General features: G+C 45.9%; 16 protein-coding genes and 1 pseudogene. 9 read left to right on the top strand and 8 right to left on the bottom strand.

The features are described from left to right. Window positions 1–156: 156 nt before the first annotated feature. The 5 genes and pseudogenes from D0A34_14335 (at window position 157) to D0A34_14315 (ending at window position 4,373) form a co-directional block, all read left to right on the top strand. Window positions 157–1,146, top strand: a complete 990-nt coding sequence (locus tag D0A34_14335; protein UNU19896.1) for an apocytochrome f — start codon at window positions 157–159, stop codon at window positions 1,144–1,146. A 105-nt stretch (window positions 1,147–1,251) separates the two neighbouring features. Beyond that, a complete protein-coding gene (locus D0A34_14330) occupies window positions 1,252–2,103 on the top strand; it encodes an alpha/beta fold hydrolase (GenBank protein ID UNU19895.1) in 852 nt (283 codons plus the stop codon). A gap of 111 nt (window positions 2,104–2,214) precedes the next feature. Then, a pseudogene (psbQ, locus tag D0A34_14325) lies at window positions 2,215–2,659 on the top strand (photosystem II protein PsbQ). A 127-nt stretch (window positions 2,660–2,786) separates the two neighbouring features. Then, a complete protein-coding gene (locus tag D0A34_14320; protein UNU19894.1) occupies window positions 2,787–3,839 on the top strand; it encodes an FAD-binding oxidoreductase in 1,053 nt (350 codons plus the stop codon). A 51-nt stretch (window positions 3,840–3,890) separates the two neighbouring features. Then, window positions 3,891–4,373 (top strand): hypothetical protein, encoded by a 483-nt coding sequence (locus D0A34_14315; GenBank protein UNU19893.1) that lies wholly within the window; start codon window positions 3,891–3,893, stop codon window positions 4,371–4,373. A gap of 195 nt (window positions 4,374–4,568) precedes the next feature. Here the strand turns inward: D0A34_14315 and D0A34_14310 are convergent, their stop codons facing one another. After that, on the bottom strand, window positions 4,569–4,985 hold the full coding sequence (locus D0A34_14310; GenBank protein ID UNU19892.1) for an NUDIX domain-containing protein: 417 nt from the start codon (window positions 4,983–4,985) through the stop codon (window positions 4,569–4,571). 288 nt (window positions 4,986–5,273) lie between these two features. Next, window positions 5,274–7,904, bottom strand: a complete 2,631-nt coding sequence (locus D0A34_14305) for a DUF3458 domain-containing protein (GenBank protein UNU22298.1) — start codon at window positions 7,902–7,904, stop codon at window positions 5,274–5,276. Window positions 7,905–8,128: 224 nt separating this feature from the next. Here D0A34_14305 and D0A34_14300 point away from each other — a divergent pair, with 224 nt between their 5' ends. After that, complete coding sequence (locus tag D0A34_14300; protein UNU19891.1) at window positions 8,129–9,211, top strand: class I fructose-bisphosphate aldolase; 1,083 nt, start codon at window positions 8,129–8,131, stop codon at window positions 9,209–9,211. Window positions 9,212–9,402: 191 nt separating this feature from the next. Next, window positions 9,403–10,284: a CRISPR-associated endoribonuclease Cas6 gene (cas6, locus tag D0A34_14295; protein ID UNU19890.1), complete on the top strand. Its 882-nt coding sequence runs from the start codon at window positions 9,403–9,405 to the stop codon at window positions 10,282–10,284. Here the strand turns inward: cas6 and D0A34_14290 are convergent, their stop codons facing one another. Beyond that, window positions 10,285–10,611, bottom strand: a complete 327-nt coding sequence (locus D0A34_14290; GenBank protein ID UNU19889.1) for an antibiotic biosynthesis monooxygenase — start codon at window positions 10,609–10,611, stop codon at window positions 10,285–10,287. 428 nt (window positions 10,612–11,039) lie between these two features. Here D0A34_14290 and D0A34_14285 point away from each other — a divergent pair, with 428 nt between their 5' ends. Both D0A34_14285 and D0A34_14280 read left to right on the top strand, forming a co-directional pair. Then, on the top strand, window positions 11,040–11,507 hold the full coding sequence (locus tag D0A34_14285; protein ID UNU19888.1) for a response regulator: 468 nt from the start codon (window positions 11,040–11,042) through the stop codon (window positions 11,505–11,507). A 100-nt stretch (window positions 11,508–11,607) separates the two neighbouring features. After that, window positions 11,608–11,901 carry a metal-binding protein gene (locus tag D0A34_14280; GenBank protein ID UNU19887.1) on the top strand — a complete coding sequence of 98 codons (294 nt, stop codon included), beginning with the start codon at window positions 11,608–11,610 and terminating at the stop codon, window positions 11,899–11,901. Here D0A34_14280 and D0A34_14275 read toward each other — a convergent pair. The 5 genes from D0A34_14275 to D0A34_14255 all read right to left on the bottom strand — a co-directional run bounded on the left by D0A34_14275 (window position 11,890) and on the right by D0A34_14255 (window position 16,160). Next, a complete protein-coding gene (locus D0A34_14275) occupies window positions 11,890–12,516 on the bottom strand; it encodes a HEAT repeat domain-containing protein (protein ID UNU19886.1) in 627 nt (208 codons plus the stop codon). The two genes, D0A34_14280 and D0A34_14275, sit on opposite strands and share 12 nt — an antisense overlap. A gap of 250 nt (window positions 12,517–12,766) precedes the next feature. Next, on the bottom strand, window positions 12,767–13,600 hold the full coding sequence (locus D0A34_14270) for a HEAT repeat domain-containing protein (protein ID UNU19885.1): 834 nt from the start codon (window positions 13,598–13,600) through the stop codon (window positions 12,767–12,769). Between the two features lie 242 nt (window positions 13,601–13,842). Next, window positions 13,843–14,175 carry a CpcD phycobilisome linker protein gene (locus D0A34_14265; GenBank protein UNU19884.1) on the bottom strand — a complete coding sequence of 111 codons (333 nt, stop codon included), beginning with the start codon at window positions 14,173–14,175 and terminating at the stop codon, window positions 13,843–13,845. A gap of 108 nt (window positions 14,176–14,283) precedes the next feature. After that, window positions 14,284–15,153, bottom strand: coding sequence for a photosystem I reaction center subunit XII (locus D0A34_14260; GenBank protein ID UNU19883.1), 870 nt, complete (start codon window positions 15,151–15,153; stop codon window positions 14,284–14,286). Window positions 15,154–15,344: 191 nt separating this feature from the next. Next, window positions 15,345–16,160, bottom strand: a complete 816-nt coding sequence (locus D0A34_14255) for a photosystem I reaction center subunit XII (GenBank protein UNU19882.1) — start codon at window positions 16,158–16,160, stop codon at window positions 15,345–15,347. Between the last annotated feature and the right edge of the window lie 22 nt (window positions 16,161–16,182).

The following is a 16,182-nucleotide window of genomic DNA, read 5'->3' as shown; positions in this document are numbered from 1 at the left end:
GATTTTAGATTTGAGATTTTAGATAGGGGGTGAATGGTGAAAACCACAGATAATTGCATCCCTAAAACAGTCTAATAATCCAAAATCCAAAATCCAAAATCCAAAATTCAAAATCCAAAATCCAAAATTGTCTGACCTTTGAGATTGAATACTCTAATGCCACAAACTAATTTATCTGCGATATTTCGCCGCAGTGCCAGGACGATCGCGAAAACAGCCTTAATTGCGATCGCAGCCGCAGCATTTTTCCTCACCAGCGACATCGCACTTCCCCAAGCAGCATTTGCTTACCCTTTCTGGGCTCAGCAAACAGCACCCGCTACTCCCCGCGAAGCAACAGGCCGGATTGTTTGCGCTAACTGTCACCTCGGTGCAAAACCGACTCAAGTAGAAGTACCGCAATCTGTTTTGCCAGATACGGTGTTTGAAGCTATTGTCAAGATTCCCTACGATACTAGCGTGCAGCAAGTTGTCGGCGACGGTAGCAAAGGTGGCTTGAATGTCGGTGCCGTTGTGATGTTGCCCGAAGGTTTCAAGATTGCTCCCGCTGACAGAATTCCCGAAGAAATGAAGGAAAAAGTCGGCGATCTTTACTTCCAACCTTACAGCGAAACCCAAGAAAATATTGTTTTAGTGGGCCCAGTACCGGGAGAACAGTACAAAGAATTGGTATTCCCAGTTTTGTCGCCGAATCCGGAAACTGACAAGTCCGTTCACTACGGCAAATACCAAATTTATGTTGGTGGCAACCGCGGTCGCGGTCAGGTTTATCCTACTGGCGAAAAGAGCAATAATACTGTTTACAATGCTTCGGTAGCTGGCAGCATTTCTAAGATTGCTCAACCTGAAGATGGCGGTTATCAAGTGACAATTCAACCTGCCGAAGGTGCAGCGGTTGTTGATACGATTCCTGCCGGCCCAGAACTGATTGTTTCCGAAGGACAAACAGTTGCAGCAGGCGAACTTTTGACGAACAATCCTAATGTGGGCGGCTTCGGTCAAAAAGACGTAGAGATTGTGCTGCAAAGTGCCGATCGAGTTAAAGGATTGATGGCTTTCGTGGCTTTGACCATGCTGGCTCAAATTATGCTGGTTCTCAAGAAGAAACAGGTCGAAAAAGTTCAAGCTGCTGAAATGAATTTCTAAGTGCGGCTGTAATTAGTTGGGTAAGGCGATCGGTGCACACCCAACTATTAGGTAAGTAGGGCGGGTATTCCCCGCCTTATTCTTTGATAAATAACCAGTAAAATAATGTTAATTGATGAGAAGATAGTTGAAGTAGGCCCGCTGAAATGGTTTTATCGGGAAACAAATCCGGTTAACGAAACTGCTAAACCGCCCGTACTGCTGCTGCACGGTTTGCCTTCCCAGAGTTTTACCTGGACTGTAATGATGCCGGATTTGGCTGCACAAGGATTTAGATCGATCGCCCCTGATTGGGTGGGCTACGGGCGATCGACAAAACCAGACAAGCGCGACTTTGCCTACACTCCCGATGCTTTTGTTGACGCCCTCGCTGGCTTTATTCAAGCTATAGAATTAGACCGCTTTTCCCTCGTTGTCCAAGGATTTTTAGCTTCAGCCGGGATTCAATACGCTTTACGCAATGCCGATAAAATTGAGCGTCTAGCCATCATCAATACACCAGTTTCACCTGATATCAAATTGCCTTGGAAAATGCAGCAGTTGGGGCTGCCTTTTATTGGCGACATGATGACGCAAGACCCGCTTTTGGTTGACAGAACTCTCGAAGGGGGCAGCCGCCAGACAATATCAGACAAGGATTTAGATGTTTACCGCGGCCCGTTTTTGAAGAGTTCGGATGCAGGTCGATCGCTGATGAATACTGTCCGCAATATTCAATTGCCGCAGTCAATGGCAGAAATTGAATCCGGCTTGAAAGGATGGACTCGACCAACTTTATTTGTCTGGGGTTTGACAGATCCTTGGCTGAGTGTTGAACCAGTTCAAAAGCTAGTCGGTTCCCTGCAAAATGCAGAGTTAGTCACACTGGAACAAGCGGGGCATTATCCTCAAGAACATTGGTCAGAAAAAGTTGGCAATTCTGTGATCACTTTTCTGCGCCGCCAGGAGGTAAAATAATATTTTGTACATAACTCTCGGTGCTAGGTCAGTGAACCAGCTCTTCACCGAGCTGCATTCCCAGGCAGAGCCAGAGAACGAGAAATCTAAAATCTAAAATCTAAAATCGATATGACTCGTCCCCGTTCAATTTTTGCCTTGATGATGGCGTTTTTGATGGCATTTCTGGTTAGTTGCAGCAGTGTTGAAGCAAAAGTTCCAACGACTTACACAGCAGCCCAGACCCCAGCAAATTCAGCGCTATGTTCCTACCCTGACAGAGTTCCGATCGCGCATGGATAGACTGGGAACCCTAATTCAACAACGGAATTGGGTTGATACCAGAACTTACATTCACGGGCCTCTAGGCGACTTGCGGAACACCATGAAAACCGTCTCTGCGAGTTTGTTGCCTAGTTCTCAACAACAAGCTGTTGATTTAACTAAGAGTTTGTTTACCGATTTGGTTAACATTGATCTTGCTGCTAAAGAGCTTGACTATGCCAAAGTCACGGCCAGCTATCAAAAAGCGGTCAATGATTTCGATACCTTCTTGCAGCTAATTCCTAAAGCTTAATAGCTTTAGAGCTTGGGATAGGGTACACACGGCTCACCGAGAAGATAATCGGCTCCGTGTGCACCCTACGAAAAACTACCAAAACTTTTATAAAATCTAAAATTTAAAATCTAAAATCTAAAATTGAATGATTCGCGTTGCAATTATTGGTTGCGGTATTATTGGGGCTTCGATCGCCTTTGAACTAAGTCAATTTCCAGAACTGAAAGTTACTGTGTTCGACCAACAGCCGCCGGCACAAGGTTCTACTGGCGCGGCACTCGGTGTTTTGATGGGAGTTATTAGCCACAAAACTAAGGGTAGAAATTGGCAGTTGAGGGAAACCAGCCTTCAGCGCTACGAAACTTTGATTCCAGAATTGGAAGCAGTTACGGGGCGAAAAATTCCTTTTAACAAACAAGGAATTTTAATGCTTTGTTCGGAGGGAGAGGATTTAATTAAGTGGGAAAATTTGATAGCAACTCGCCGGTCTCAAGGTTGGCAATTGGAACTTTGGGATGTGGAACGAGTGCGCGATCGCTGCCCTCATCTCTCTTTAAGCGATCGCATTATTGCTGCGATTTATTCGCCTCAAGACCGGCAAGTCGATCCGACGGCGCTAACTTTGGCTTTGATTGATGCTGCGGAACGAAATGGGGTGATTTTTAAGTTTGGGGTGCCCGTTGAAGCAGCGGAGATTGCTGCTAGTTTGGAGTTTGAGCGACTAATTGTTTGCGCTGGTTTGGGTTCTGCTGCTGTGACTGCATCGTTAAATCAGTTGGTTGACATTCGCCCGGTGTTGGGACAAGCGCTGCATTTGCGATCGGCCAATCCTTTAGGAAACCCTGATTTTAGCCCAGTAATTACTTGCGATGACGTTCACATTGTGCCTTTGGGAAATCAGGAATTTTGGGTGGGGGCGACGGTGGAGTTTTCAGAAAATGGCGGGGAAATTCAGGCGAATGCTGATATGTTGGCGCAAGTGATGGCGAGGGCGAGATCACTTTGTCCGGGCTTAGCAGAAGCTGAAATCATCAGGAAATGGTCGGGATTGCGCCCGCGGCCGGAAGGGCGGCCAGCCCCAATTATTGAGACGCTTTCCGGTAACGATCGCGTTTTCATCGCCAGCGGCCACTATCGCAACGGTGTTCTGCTGGCCCCTGCAACAGCGCGATCGATTCGAGAAATGATTTTGCAATAATTAACAAATGTTAATACAATCAAGATAGCCATTCATATCTTACATCTAAATATGTCCGACAAACCTTTAGGTAAACCGCGCTCTTTGTGGCGAGTAATTTTGCTGTCTGGAGTCAGCTTGCTGCTATATTACGGATGGTACAAATGGATTATTCAAGAAGAATTGCGTCGCTATAACGGCAGCGGTTGGTCGGGAACTCTTTGCTTGCTTCCCTTTGTTTTAGGAGTAGCCGTCCCCCAAGCTTTGCGGATATTCGATCCTGACGTTCCCGGATGGTTTGGTTGGTTTTCCTTGCTCGGTATTGCTTGGATTTACATCGTGCAGTTCAAACTTTACAACACAGTGAACGAATTGTACCGCCAAGAAGGAATCAAAGAACCGCTAACAGTTTGGTGGATTTTTGTACCCGGTTTAAATTTAGTTGTCGGCTTGCGACAAATCCACTTTTTGAGCCAGTTTTGGGCGCGGAAACAGGGCATTGAAGTTAAGGATAACTTAGCCGAAAGCATTCCTTTCCTCTCAGCTAACGCTTAAGAAGAAAGTTTTTATACTGATATCATAAGTTTGTAGGGTGCGTCAGTAATCATAGCTCGATTTTCCAATCATTTAGCTGACGGACGCACCCTAAAAATTTATACTAAGAGTAAACAGTGGTTTGACGCGCGAATTAGGGCGGTAAGATGCGCCTCGCCGCACATTAGATAATTAGGTTCTGCATCCATGACTGAATCACCAGAACCGATTCGGCAAATCCGCAATAATGAGTTTGAGTTCCGGTTCATTAACCCGCTTAATTGCTTTAGGAATACTTACCCACTGCCGCTTTCTCTTGCTAGCTTCCGGCCAAATTTCTAGAACTGCTTGCACTTGCATTAAAAATACCCCTACCTGACAAATATAGCCGGACTTTTGATACTCGTAAGTTCCCAGCAAATCCGGGAACACTTTACCCAACAAACCTGCTTCTTCCCAAGCTTCCTTGGCGGCGGAATCTTGGGGAGTCATGTCAGGTTCAATTAATCCTTTGGGAATCACCCAGCGCTTGCTAGCCGAAGAAGTAATCAGCATTACTTCAATTTGTCCGTCTTGAATGCGATAGGGAATTACCCCCGATTGCTCAATCAGTAAAGCGGTTTTTATACTCATGATTTATGCAATATGTCTGGGTGCAAAAGCTGCTGCAACCTCATGAATTGTTTACAAGTAAGAAATAAACATTGCATCCTCATGCTAGATGAGTCCCCATTTGAGACAAGAACAAAGTGGGGAATAGAGATATTTGGCTTTTAGACTTTGTGGAAAGTAGCAAATTTAAATCCACTCCCGCTGAACACTTATATTATTATAATAACTGCGCGTCATCCTCTACCGACAAGCAGATAAAAGCCGATCGCCAATATCTGCCTTTATCTGCGCCGGTATGGTGTTTTACACCTAATCTTTCTTCGCCTTAGCCTCCAAATTTTCCATCCGACTCCTCAAATCTTGATTCTCCTTTTTCACCTGATCTAATTCCTCCCGCAACTGCTTTACCGCTGCATCAGAACCAGCATTTTTCTGAACTCTTTGCACAGCTTCATCAGCCATGCGGCGAACGCGGCCATCGGGAGTTTGGTCAGCTAAAGAACGCAAAATGCGAATGGCTTTGCGAGTTTGCATTTGTCCTAATCCCGCTACTACAGAGACTTGAGTCAAGAAAAACGTCTCTTTAGATAATTCTGCCAATCGCTGCAAAATCCGTTCTAAATTGACCTTGGTTTGACCCGTCGAAATTGTGCCCAAAGATCGAATTGCAGCCAAGCGCAAAGCTTGCGGAGTACCCGCCGCAGTGTATTTCAAAATTAGATTCAGCGCATCTTCAGAAGTTTTCATTTGCGCCAAACCTGCGATCGCACCCGATCGCACTACCTCATTCCAGCCCTGACGCTCTTTCAGCACCAATTTTAACTCTTTCAGTACCTGTTCGTCGGTCGGTTTTTCGTCGGGGTTAGCCCCTGCAATGGAGCCCATAGCACTCGCTGCTGCTGCTTCTACGTAATAGCTGTCGTCGCCTTTTTCGACGATCGACCTCAGCGCTTTATAAGTTTCGTGAGTTTGGATTTTACCCAGCGCATTCACCACAGCGCGACGAACACGAGCATCTTTATCTTTTAAACCACTTACTAAACCTTCAAAAACTTGGTCGAGTTTAATTTCCACTAACTGACCGGCAACTTCCGCCCGCACTGCCCAGAACGGCTCTTTCTTGAGAACTTCTGACAGCGTTTTCACCGCTTCCAGCCCTCCCTTTTTCGCCAAAGCTTGGGCAGCGTAAATCCGGGAAACAGGGTCTGGATCGAACTGCAACTGAGCTTTTAGTTCGGCAACTCCATACTCTAAAACAACTGTTTTTAAGTAACTATTGCCAACATCGAAACTGATAAACGCCGGCTTCTCTTCTAGGGGGAAATAGAAGCTTTGCTCGCGTTCGTATATTCTGACTGTGAAAGTTTTTAGGTTAGCCGTAGAACGTCCATAACTGTTATCTTCTGCATCTTTTTCCGGCTTGTAACCGAAGCCTATGGGAATTTTTAGGTCAAAGACCTCTTTGCTGTTGCCGTTGTCATTTTTGCTATCTTTTACCTGAGTTTGGGTGACAGTAACTTTTGCTAATTTGCTGTCGCCATCCCAGGAATAAGCAACTTTATAATCTGGATGACCGCCGCGATAAACGTACTGGTCAAACAAAAACATGAGATTGCGACCAGTAGCCTTTTCTATCGCCCTGAGCAAATCGATCGTTTCTACAGTTTTGTGAGCGTTATCCCGCACAAAAGTGTGAATTGCTTTGTAAAATAATTCGTCGCCCAACTCGGCGCGAATCATGTGATAGACGCAAGCGCCTTTTTCGTACAAATGGCGATCGTACAATTCAATGGCTTCGCGGTAAACGTGAGTAACGATCGGGCGGCGGTAGCGGGAACTGTCTTCAGCTAAATAATTGCGGGCTTCATTTAACATATAGTAAGCCGCGTCTTCTTTGCCGTATTCTTTGTCAGTCCACAGCACCTCGGAATAAGAAGCCATGCCTTCTTTTATCCAAGCATGAGACCAATGTTTAATTACTACTAAATCACCGAACCACTGGTGAGCCAATTCGTGGGCAACTAAGCTTTCAGTGCCTCGATTGTCGAGGGTGGCACGTTCATCTAACAAGCACCTATCTGTTAGCAAAGTTGTCGAAGTATTTTCCATACCACCGAAGATGAAATCATCGACGCAGACTTGAGCGTATTTGGGAAAAGGGTAAGGATAGCCAAATGCTTCAGAAAAGAATTCAATCATTTGAGGCGTTTTGCCCATGCTGCGCTTAGCGTCTGCTTCGCGGCTTCTTTCCACGTAATAATTAACTGGTTTGCCGTTCCATTCATCTTTAATTTCGGCAAAATCTCCGACTGCTAAGGTCATTAAATACGTTGGGTGTACCTGAGTTTGGGACCAGTGATAAATTTTTTCGTCGCCTTCGTTTTTTGTACTAATTAATTCGCCGTTGGAAATAGCAAATAGTTGTCTCGGAACTTGGACTCGAATTTCTGAAGTAGCGAGTTGTCCAGGATAGTCGAAACAGGGAAACCAGAAGCGGGAATCTTCGTCTTCGCCTTGAGTCCAAACTTGTGTTGGTTTGTCTGGATAGTTTTTGTCCGGGCCGACGAAATAGAGGCCGCGCTGGGGTTTTTCGACCGAGTATTCGATCGCAATTGTAATTGGTTGGTAAGCTTGGGTTGGTTCGTGTAGTTGAATTTGCAGCACTTCGCCATCGCTGTCGAAATTTTGCTCAATTTCGCCGACTTTTACTGATTTGATATTTAGGTTTACAGCATCTAAGGTTAATTTGTCAATACCGCTGCGGACTGGATTGATGCGGATGCTGCAAGTGCCACGAAAGCTTTGTTTGGGAATATTCAGCACTAAGTCGAGGAAAATGTGTTCTACTTGACCAGGGCGATCGGGATTGTAATGCGGCCGAGCACCGGGCATCTCGAAGGATTTGTGACCGTTTTCAGAATCAAAGTAAGTGTGTGACATTGTGGTGGCAAAGTTGTGAGTCGATCGGCGATCGCTGGCAACGCAGATCCGCCTGAAGTGCCAGCTTATTATAGAGTAGCGCGTCCTAGCTGCTGTTGTCGCTAACTTGTTAAAAACTGCGTCGATCATTGACTGAAGGGAAAATATGATTTTTTCGCTACAATATCAGCAAGGCTAATGTCTGGAATCATCAGTCTGCAATTGAAATTGAGAGGGAAATCTGTATGACAGCTACACTATCAGTTCCCAGTTCGATCGAATCTTGGCTGGGCGACGAAGCCGAAGAGTTGCTCACCCATCAAGCGAAAGTTTCTAAAGATTTGTTGCACCTGCCGGGGCCGGATTGGGTCGATCGCATTTTTGCTCAAACCGATCGATCTCCCCAAGTTTTGCGAGCGCTTCAGCAACTCTATTCTAGCGGACGCTTGGCAAATACCGGCTATTTATCCATCCTGCCGGTAGACCAAGGAATCGAACACTCGGCGGCCGCTTCTTTTGCACCGAATCCCATCTATTTTGACAGCGAAAACATCATCAAACTAGCAATCTCTGCTGGCTGCAATGCTGTCGCGACAACGCTGGGAGTTTTGGGAAGCGTATCTCGCAAGTACGCGCACAAAATCCCTTTCATTGTCAAGCTCAATCATAACGAGTTGCTAACTTATCCCAATCAATTCGATCAAATAATGTTTGCTTCAGTCGAGCAAGCTTGGAATTTGGGAGCGGTTGCAGTGGGAGCAACAATTTATTTTGGTTCCCCGGAATCGACGCGACAAATCCAAGAAGTCAGTCAGGCTTTTGCTCACGCTCACGAATACGGAATGGCGACAATTCTGTGGTGCTACCTCCGCAACGATATCTTTAAACAAGACAAAGATTATCACATTGCGGCCGATTTGACAGGTCAAGCAAATCACTTAGGAGTGACAATTCAAGCTGACATTATCAAGCAGAAATTGCCCGAATGCAACAACGGCTATGGAGCAGTTGCTAAAGCTAGCGATCACAGTTACGGCAAAACCGACAAGCGGGTTTATTCGGATTTGACAACGGATCACCCGATCGATCTAACTCGCTATCAAGTGCTCAACTGTTATGCGGGAAGGATGGGTTTAATTAACTCCGGCGGTGCTTCCGGGAAAAGCGATTTTGCAGAAGCAATTCGCACGGCGGTAATCAACAAGCGCGCTGGCGGCTGTGGCTTAATTTCCGGCCGCAAAACTTTTCAGCGTCCTTTTGAAGAAGGCGTAAAATTGTTCAACGCCATTCAAGATGTTTATTTGTCGCCAGAAATCTCGATCGCCTAAAAATTTACCGCACAGAGATTAGCCTCAATATTACAACCTAAACGTAGGTGGACACGACCCACAAATCGTCGTAAACGTAGGGTGCACACTGTGCACCTTACGTGATTTAAATTCCTTAATCTAAGTTGCAACTTAGCGGTAGTATTAATATTAGCTGAACATATATACAGACACAGTATATAAATTTAAAAATGCCCCACAGCATTGTTTTAAACCTGGTGCCAGTTGCACCAATTCCATCCCAGTTTTTAACGGGGCGGCATCTCCACGCTTTTTTTTTGAACCTTGTGAGTGCTGTAGACAGCGATTTGAGCGCGTACCTGCACGACCAATCTCATGAAAAAGCTTTTACTTTAAGCCCTTTTCAAGTAAGCAGAAAAGAGGCTTACAAAAGCAGCACGCCCCAGGCACAGAAGAGAGTTTTGCCTCCGGCTTCCCGCACAATTTCGCAGGCTGTACAGTGGGAACACAAGCAAGCAATTCAGGAAAATACGCCGATTTGGTGGCGAATTTCTCTGCTGGATGACGGTTTGTTCGATCGCCTAACTCAACTTTGGCAGCAACTTAATTTCGAGAGCCCTTGGCATCTCGGGCCGACAAATATATACATTACTAATATTTTGAGCGAACCGCAATCAAACCAGCCTTGGGTAAACTTTTGTAGTTACGCCGAATTGTTCGATAGAGCTTCGGAAACTGAGCGCCAAATTGCTTTTAGTTTTTGCACTCCTACTAATTTTCGGCAAGGTGTATATGATAGTGCTATGCCAACTAGAGAAAGTATTTTCGGCAGTTTAGCGAATCGCTGGAACAAGTACAGCAGAATTGCGATCGAACCTACTTTCACAGAAGCTATTTTCCCCAGTTTCTTTGATATCCGAACCGAAGTTAGTACGGATTCTCGCAGTAAATTTATTGGCTGCGTCGGCGATATTAGTTACCGAATTATGGGAGATATAGCTCCTGCTACTATCAAGCAAATTAACACTTTAGCCGATTTTGCGCTTTACAGCGGAGTCGGGCGAAAAACGCCGATGGGTATGGGAATGACGCGCCGGTTGCAGGTTTTTTAATTATTCACTTTTGGGCTGAATTTCACTGACGATTTCATAAACATTAGTGTCTGGTATTTTGGCAAACAAAGGCGTCATCTGCTTCAATATTTCCTGATAAGCTTCGCTTTGATTGGCTGCCATATCTTCTACGCTTTCCCAAAAAATGATGGCAATACCTTTGTCTGTATTGGGCAATTGCAGCAGGTATGCTCCCTTAAAACCTGTGGCATAAGTCGCAACGGCTTTTTCAAAAAGTTGTTCTGCAGCTTCAAATTTTCCTGGTTTAAATTCGCCAATGGCAACGTAGGCAAACTGATGTCTGAGAAAGTCTAGAAATTCTGACATATCTTTTTCCTCACTTAATAGCGATACACCAGGTTATATTTTACCCGATCGCCCGAAATTTGTGAACTTCACAGGTTGGAGTTTCGCGCTTAGCTGATCGGCGGATTTATTAATTACACGTAACTGCGATCGCCATTCAAATAGAAACTTTTTGAGTCAGGCGGCTGGAATCTTTATTAAATAAACTGTTGTATCGCTGATTTTAGACGTTCACAATCCTAGGTACCCCGGAGCGACTTCTACCGCTAGTACACAAGGTAAAGCTGCTGATAACTCAAGTCTTGTGTGTAACTGCGAGCATACACAAAGCCGTAAAAAGTTGCCAGTCAAAAGCGGTTTTTTGCAATAACCCTATTGAATTCTTTAAAACTCACCTGTAACAATAATAACAGAGGAATACAAACAAAGTAAAGAGCCAGCTCAAACCCATGAAAAAAATATTAGTAATTGAAGACGATGATTTAATTCGAGAAACGGTATTAGAACTTCTGCAATCGCGCGGTTTTGAAGCTGTGGGTGCTGAAAACGGAAAAGTCGGTATCCAGTTAGCAGCCGAAATTCCCGATTTAATTTTGTCTGATGTCATGATGCCAGAACTCGACGGTTTTGAAGTATTCGCAGCCGTGCGATCGCAGCCTGCAACCGCCAGCATTCCGTTTATTTTTATGACTGGTTCAGAAATGGAAAAAGCCCTGGAACTCAAAGCAGACGGCTATCTCAAGAAACCTTGCAGCCTCGCAGAAATGCTCGCGGCGATCGCCACTCAACTAGAAAAACCGACCGTTGCCAACCCAAAATATCAAAAACTACAGGACAATTCTGCGCCATCAAATCTTAGCTTGCGCGCCAGGAATCAAAAATCTCGGTTTGAGATTGGCTCGGTTTGCTGGCAATGACGCTCACAGTAACGTTATTGATACAGAAGTTGAGGGAATTTCAAATTGGTTCCAGCCAGGGGTGGCTTAGACTGGGTATGTTGAATTTGGTTAAATATTTATGAACGCACAACCCAAAGGCCGCCTAGTTTGGAATCACTCTACCCACCTTCCCGGTTTGATACCAATTTTAGAGCGCCTCACCCTAAAAATCGGCATTCAAACTGTCACTCCCGGCGTCATCAACAAAGTTAAAGGACACATCCCCCGCATGACATTAAGAGTGTCAGTACCCATCCGCGGGGGATTTAAAATCATCGCCAGACAGGGCAAAACCGTACAAGAAGTCTTTATATTAACCACTCTCAGTCAAGGGGACTTGGAAGAGATGATCGCCCAAACCCTAGCCAAGTGACAATATTTTCTTAGCAAGCAAAGCCCGAGCCCTAACTGAAGTAGTTTCATCGCTTTGGGTGATTTCCTCAAATCTGGCCGAAACTTCCGCTAACCAATCCGGTTTAACAGTCGCAGCACCCGCCAAAGCTTGCAAACCCCCCGCTGCTGCGTAGCGAACCACCCATTCTGGATCTCGGGACGCTTGCAGTAGCGTTTTCACAGCGCGAAGTTGAGCATCTGCAATTTGTTCTGCCGGCATCAGTTCCCAACAAATCGTCCCCAAACCCCTCGCCGCGGCCCGCCGCACGCTCAAAGCAAAGTCATTCGCCGCTGCATCGAGCAAAATCTCCAAACCCCTGGGGTCGCCAATTCCCGCCAAAGCCCGAACAGCCCAAGCTCTCGCCCCGTAATTGTAGCCGTCAAGCTGTTCTAGAAGCGGCAGCACCGCAGGTTCTCCGAGCTCAATTAGCCCATCAACGGCGGCAACAGCGGCGCCTGGGTTGTTGTAACCGAGCACTGTAATTAAGGTAGGAATTGCTTGTTTTGAGGAAGCTGCAGCCAGTGCTTTGACTGCGTTTAACAAGCCTTCGGAAGAATCTGCTTGTTCGACAGCCTGAATTAGTTCTAATGCCATTTATTTGTAAGCTTTACCGTGACCATTTTAATTGTAGGTTGGGTCGATCGCGCGATCGAACTTTTTCCCACCTTACCCGCCAACATTCTCATCAAAATAGGTAGGGAAACAGCAGTGCTGTTTCCTGTCTAAAATACAGATATGCCGTAGGGACACAGCAGTGCTGTGTCCTGAATATACTGTGTCCTAAATATACGGCAGACAATTGAGAATCTCTACAGCAATCCTATTTTAGTTGTGAACTAATTTTTTAAAGTAAACTATCCATTAAGTTCATAACTTGAATAGCTTCATCTGACAAAGATAGTGATTCTTGTTGATTGAGGTGATGCTCCAAAACTCCTTTGAGCGCTATCAATTTCAGGCTATTTTCTGCTAAAGTTTCAGAAATAGCTTGCGCTCCCGGCAAATAGCCGATCGCCCCCAAGTCCATCAAAGCCGATCGCCTCAACTGCAAATTATCCCCATTCAAAGCACTTACCAATCGGTCTCCGTAAACCCGCTCTCCAGTTAACTGATACATCGCCCGCGCCGCAGCGTACTGCACCCGCTCTACAGAATGTTCTAAAAAAGGTGAAATTAGGGGTATTGCTTCTGTGGCTTTCAGCATTCCCAAAGCTTCAATTACCGAGTCGTAAGGTTGCACGAGGTGCGATTTTCCTGGCACTCGCACAGCCACAGCTACGCCCCCATCCAATAGCTTCATTAGCGGCCCAATAGAATCGAGCTCGCCCAGCATTTCTAGAGCTTGAGCCGCCGCTTCTCGCACGTAATAATCAGCGCATTCCAAACAGCGAATCAGGGCCGGTAAGGCTTGTTTGTCACCCAATTTACCCAGAGCCCGCGCCGCATTTCGTAATAGGGAATAGTCACCGATTTTTGTTTGTTCTGACTCTTCTTCTAATGCGGCAATTAAAGCTGCAATAGCTGCCGGTTCCTTGACTCGAAATCTGCCAACCCACCAAGCAGCATAATACCGGAGACTGTAATCTTGGGAGTGCAAATTTGCGATCGCCTGTTCAACAGTTAAAGACTCGCCCTCAGCTACACCCGCCGGCGGTGAGTCGGATTCGTAATAATCCATAGTCATTAGTTATTAGTTATTAGTTATTAGTTATTCGGCGATTGAAATGGCTGCTACACAGAAAAAACCTGCAAGGGTTAGGGAAACTCGCCGAGTAAAATCGCTACTAAACAGACAAAACCCGCCTGGGCGGGTTACATTAACTCTTAGTCCGCTTGGAGTGGACTTTGTTTGTCTAGCAGCGATTTTCATCGCCCCTTCTAGCTTGTGTAGGAGCGATCAAAATCGCCCCTGCAACCAAACTATTGGTGATCACCAGATGATTCATGGGATGACTCATGGGATGATTCATGGGATGACTCATGGGATGATTCATGGGATGACTCATGGGATGATTCTGCACCCGCGTTTAAAGGATGAATGCTGACAATTTTCCCGCCCATGCGATTAATCCGCTGCATTTCTTGATTCATCCGATTGTAAGGCACGTTGATAAATGTACTCGCGCTCGATCGAATCGAATAATCCACATTATTTGTTTCATCGCTTTGGCGCAAACCGACAACTTCATACCGAAAGCAGCGACCAGCCGAAGTTGTATTGCCACTTATTCCAGCTACAAATTGACCCAACATAAGCTTCTTGGTAATTGGTAATTCTGACTGTTGACTGTTGACTGTTGACTGTTGACTGTTGACTGTTGACTAAAAGCTAGTAACTGCCAACTGCCAACTGCCAACTGACTAAATTGGAGTAATGCTGGCGATTTTCGCGCCCAGGCGTTGAAATTTCTGCAGTTGCGAGGACAAATCCTCAACAGGTACGATGAAAGCCTTGCTGCTGCGGCGCACGCTAGGATAGCCGCCCGTGCGAATGCCGGAAACTTCCACGCGCAACAGCCGCCCTTCTTTGCCGTAAGCTGCAGCGCCGCCGAAAGTGCTGCTGGGAGTTACGTTTTTAGCAGAAGGCCGATATGCCCAACCTTCGTTACCGCCAGAAGGCCCAACTACAGCCGTAGCGCTGTTAGTGCCGAGTTCGACAGCTAAGCGAGAGTTATTGCCTTCTAGTTGGGAAGTATCGCTGTTTGCATAGCCGCGATACAGGCGAAACATCCGGGTAAAACCAACGGTTTTTTGACCACGCTGGGTGTTAAAGCCGCGGTAGTAAGGTACGATACTCTCGCCGAAGTTTTCTTGATACTCTACTGAATCGATGTAAGAATCAATATCAGCGTCGTAGCCTTGTGTTTGATACAAATCTAAGTGCTCAACTACTTCAGATTCGTCGTAGGGAGCGCGACCGAGCAAGTGTTTGTAGTTTAGTTCGATCGTCCGAGTTTGGAAGCTGTTGTAGAAAAACTTGGTTTTGTACAGTTCTGACTTAGCTACAGCGCGTACAAATTCTCGTACCGTCAAACTGCCGTCCCGCAGCAAAGACTCGGAACTTGTAAGTCGCTCGGATTTCATTAAATAGTCGTTGCCCAGCACCTGACGGTAAACCGCACGAATCACAGTTTCCACGTCGTCTTTGCTGTAATTCGGGCGCAATTCTACCTTCGGCGCATCGCTCAATGCGGATGTTCCCAGTCTGGACGCTGCTGTTGTAATCGCCACCAGATTTCCTCCTAAATTATTAATGACAAAAGTTTAATGCTTGGTTGCACTTGAAATTTTTAGGACTAAGGATAATATGCCTCAAAGTAGGGTGTGCACTGCACACCTTACCTATACACATAAAATTGAAGAATTTTTTAGCCTTAGTCCTAATTTGCTAAAGACGTTTCAAAAAAACGTCTTTACAAACTTTAAGCTGTGGTAATACTTACCACTTTGCCGCCACGTTTGTTGATTTGCTGCAAGCGGCTCGAAAGTTGCTCGTAAGGCACGAGATATTCGGTAGTAGTCCGTCGCACTTGGGGCGAAAAATTAGCCGAACCTTGCATTGCGGTGACTCGGTAGAGCTGGTCGCGAGAACCGCCGGATGTGCCGCCAAGGGCTTTTCCGGTGGAGGCGGTGTATATCGGCGAAGCCATATTTCTCGCTACTTCCCAAGTCAGCCGGGCTTGGGTTTGGTTTTGCGATCGATCGCTAGAAGCAAAACCCCGGTACAGTTGAAACATCCGGTTAAAACCGACGGTTTTTTGACCTCTTTGAGTCGCGAAACCGCGATAGTAAGGCACTATACTTTCGCCAAAATTTTCTTCATACTCAACCGAGTCAATGTAAGAATTAATTTCAGCTTCGTAGCCTTCTGCATTGTACAAATCAACGTGGAAAGCAATTTCCGACTCGTCGTAAGGAGCGCGGCCCAACAAATGCTTGTAGTTAAGCTCGATTAACCGCGTTTGCGAGTTCGGATAAAAAAACTTTTTCCGATAGGTTTCGGAATGTGCAATTGACCGCACAAAATCTTTCACTGAAATCTGCCCTTGCTGCAGCAGAGATTCAGCACTGGTAAGTCGTTCGCTCGACATTAAATACTCATTACCGAAAACTTGGCTGTAAGCAGCGCGAATTACTGCTTCCACATCCTCTTGCGTCCAGTGGGGGCGCAGTTCTACCCGTCCGGCTTCTTCAAATGCTTTTATTCCCAAACGTTCTGCTGCACCTAATCCCGCCATTTTTGCTTCTTCCTTTTTTGCT

It is taken from the genome of Microcoleus vaginatus PCC 9802 (assembly GCA_022701275.1).
GTDB classification, from domain to species: domain Bacteria; phylum Cyanobacteriota; class Cyanobacteriia; order Cyanobacteriales; family Microcoleaceae; genus Microcoleus; species Microcoleus vaginatus_A.
Note: the sequence above shows the minus strand (reverse complement) of the source record. Positions and strands in the feature narration are given on the sequence as shown.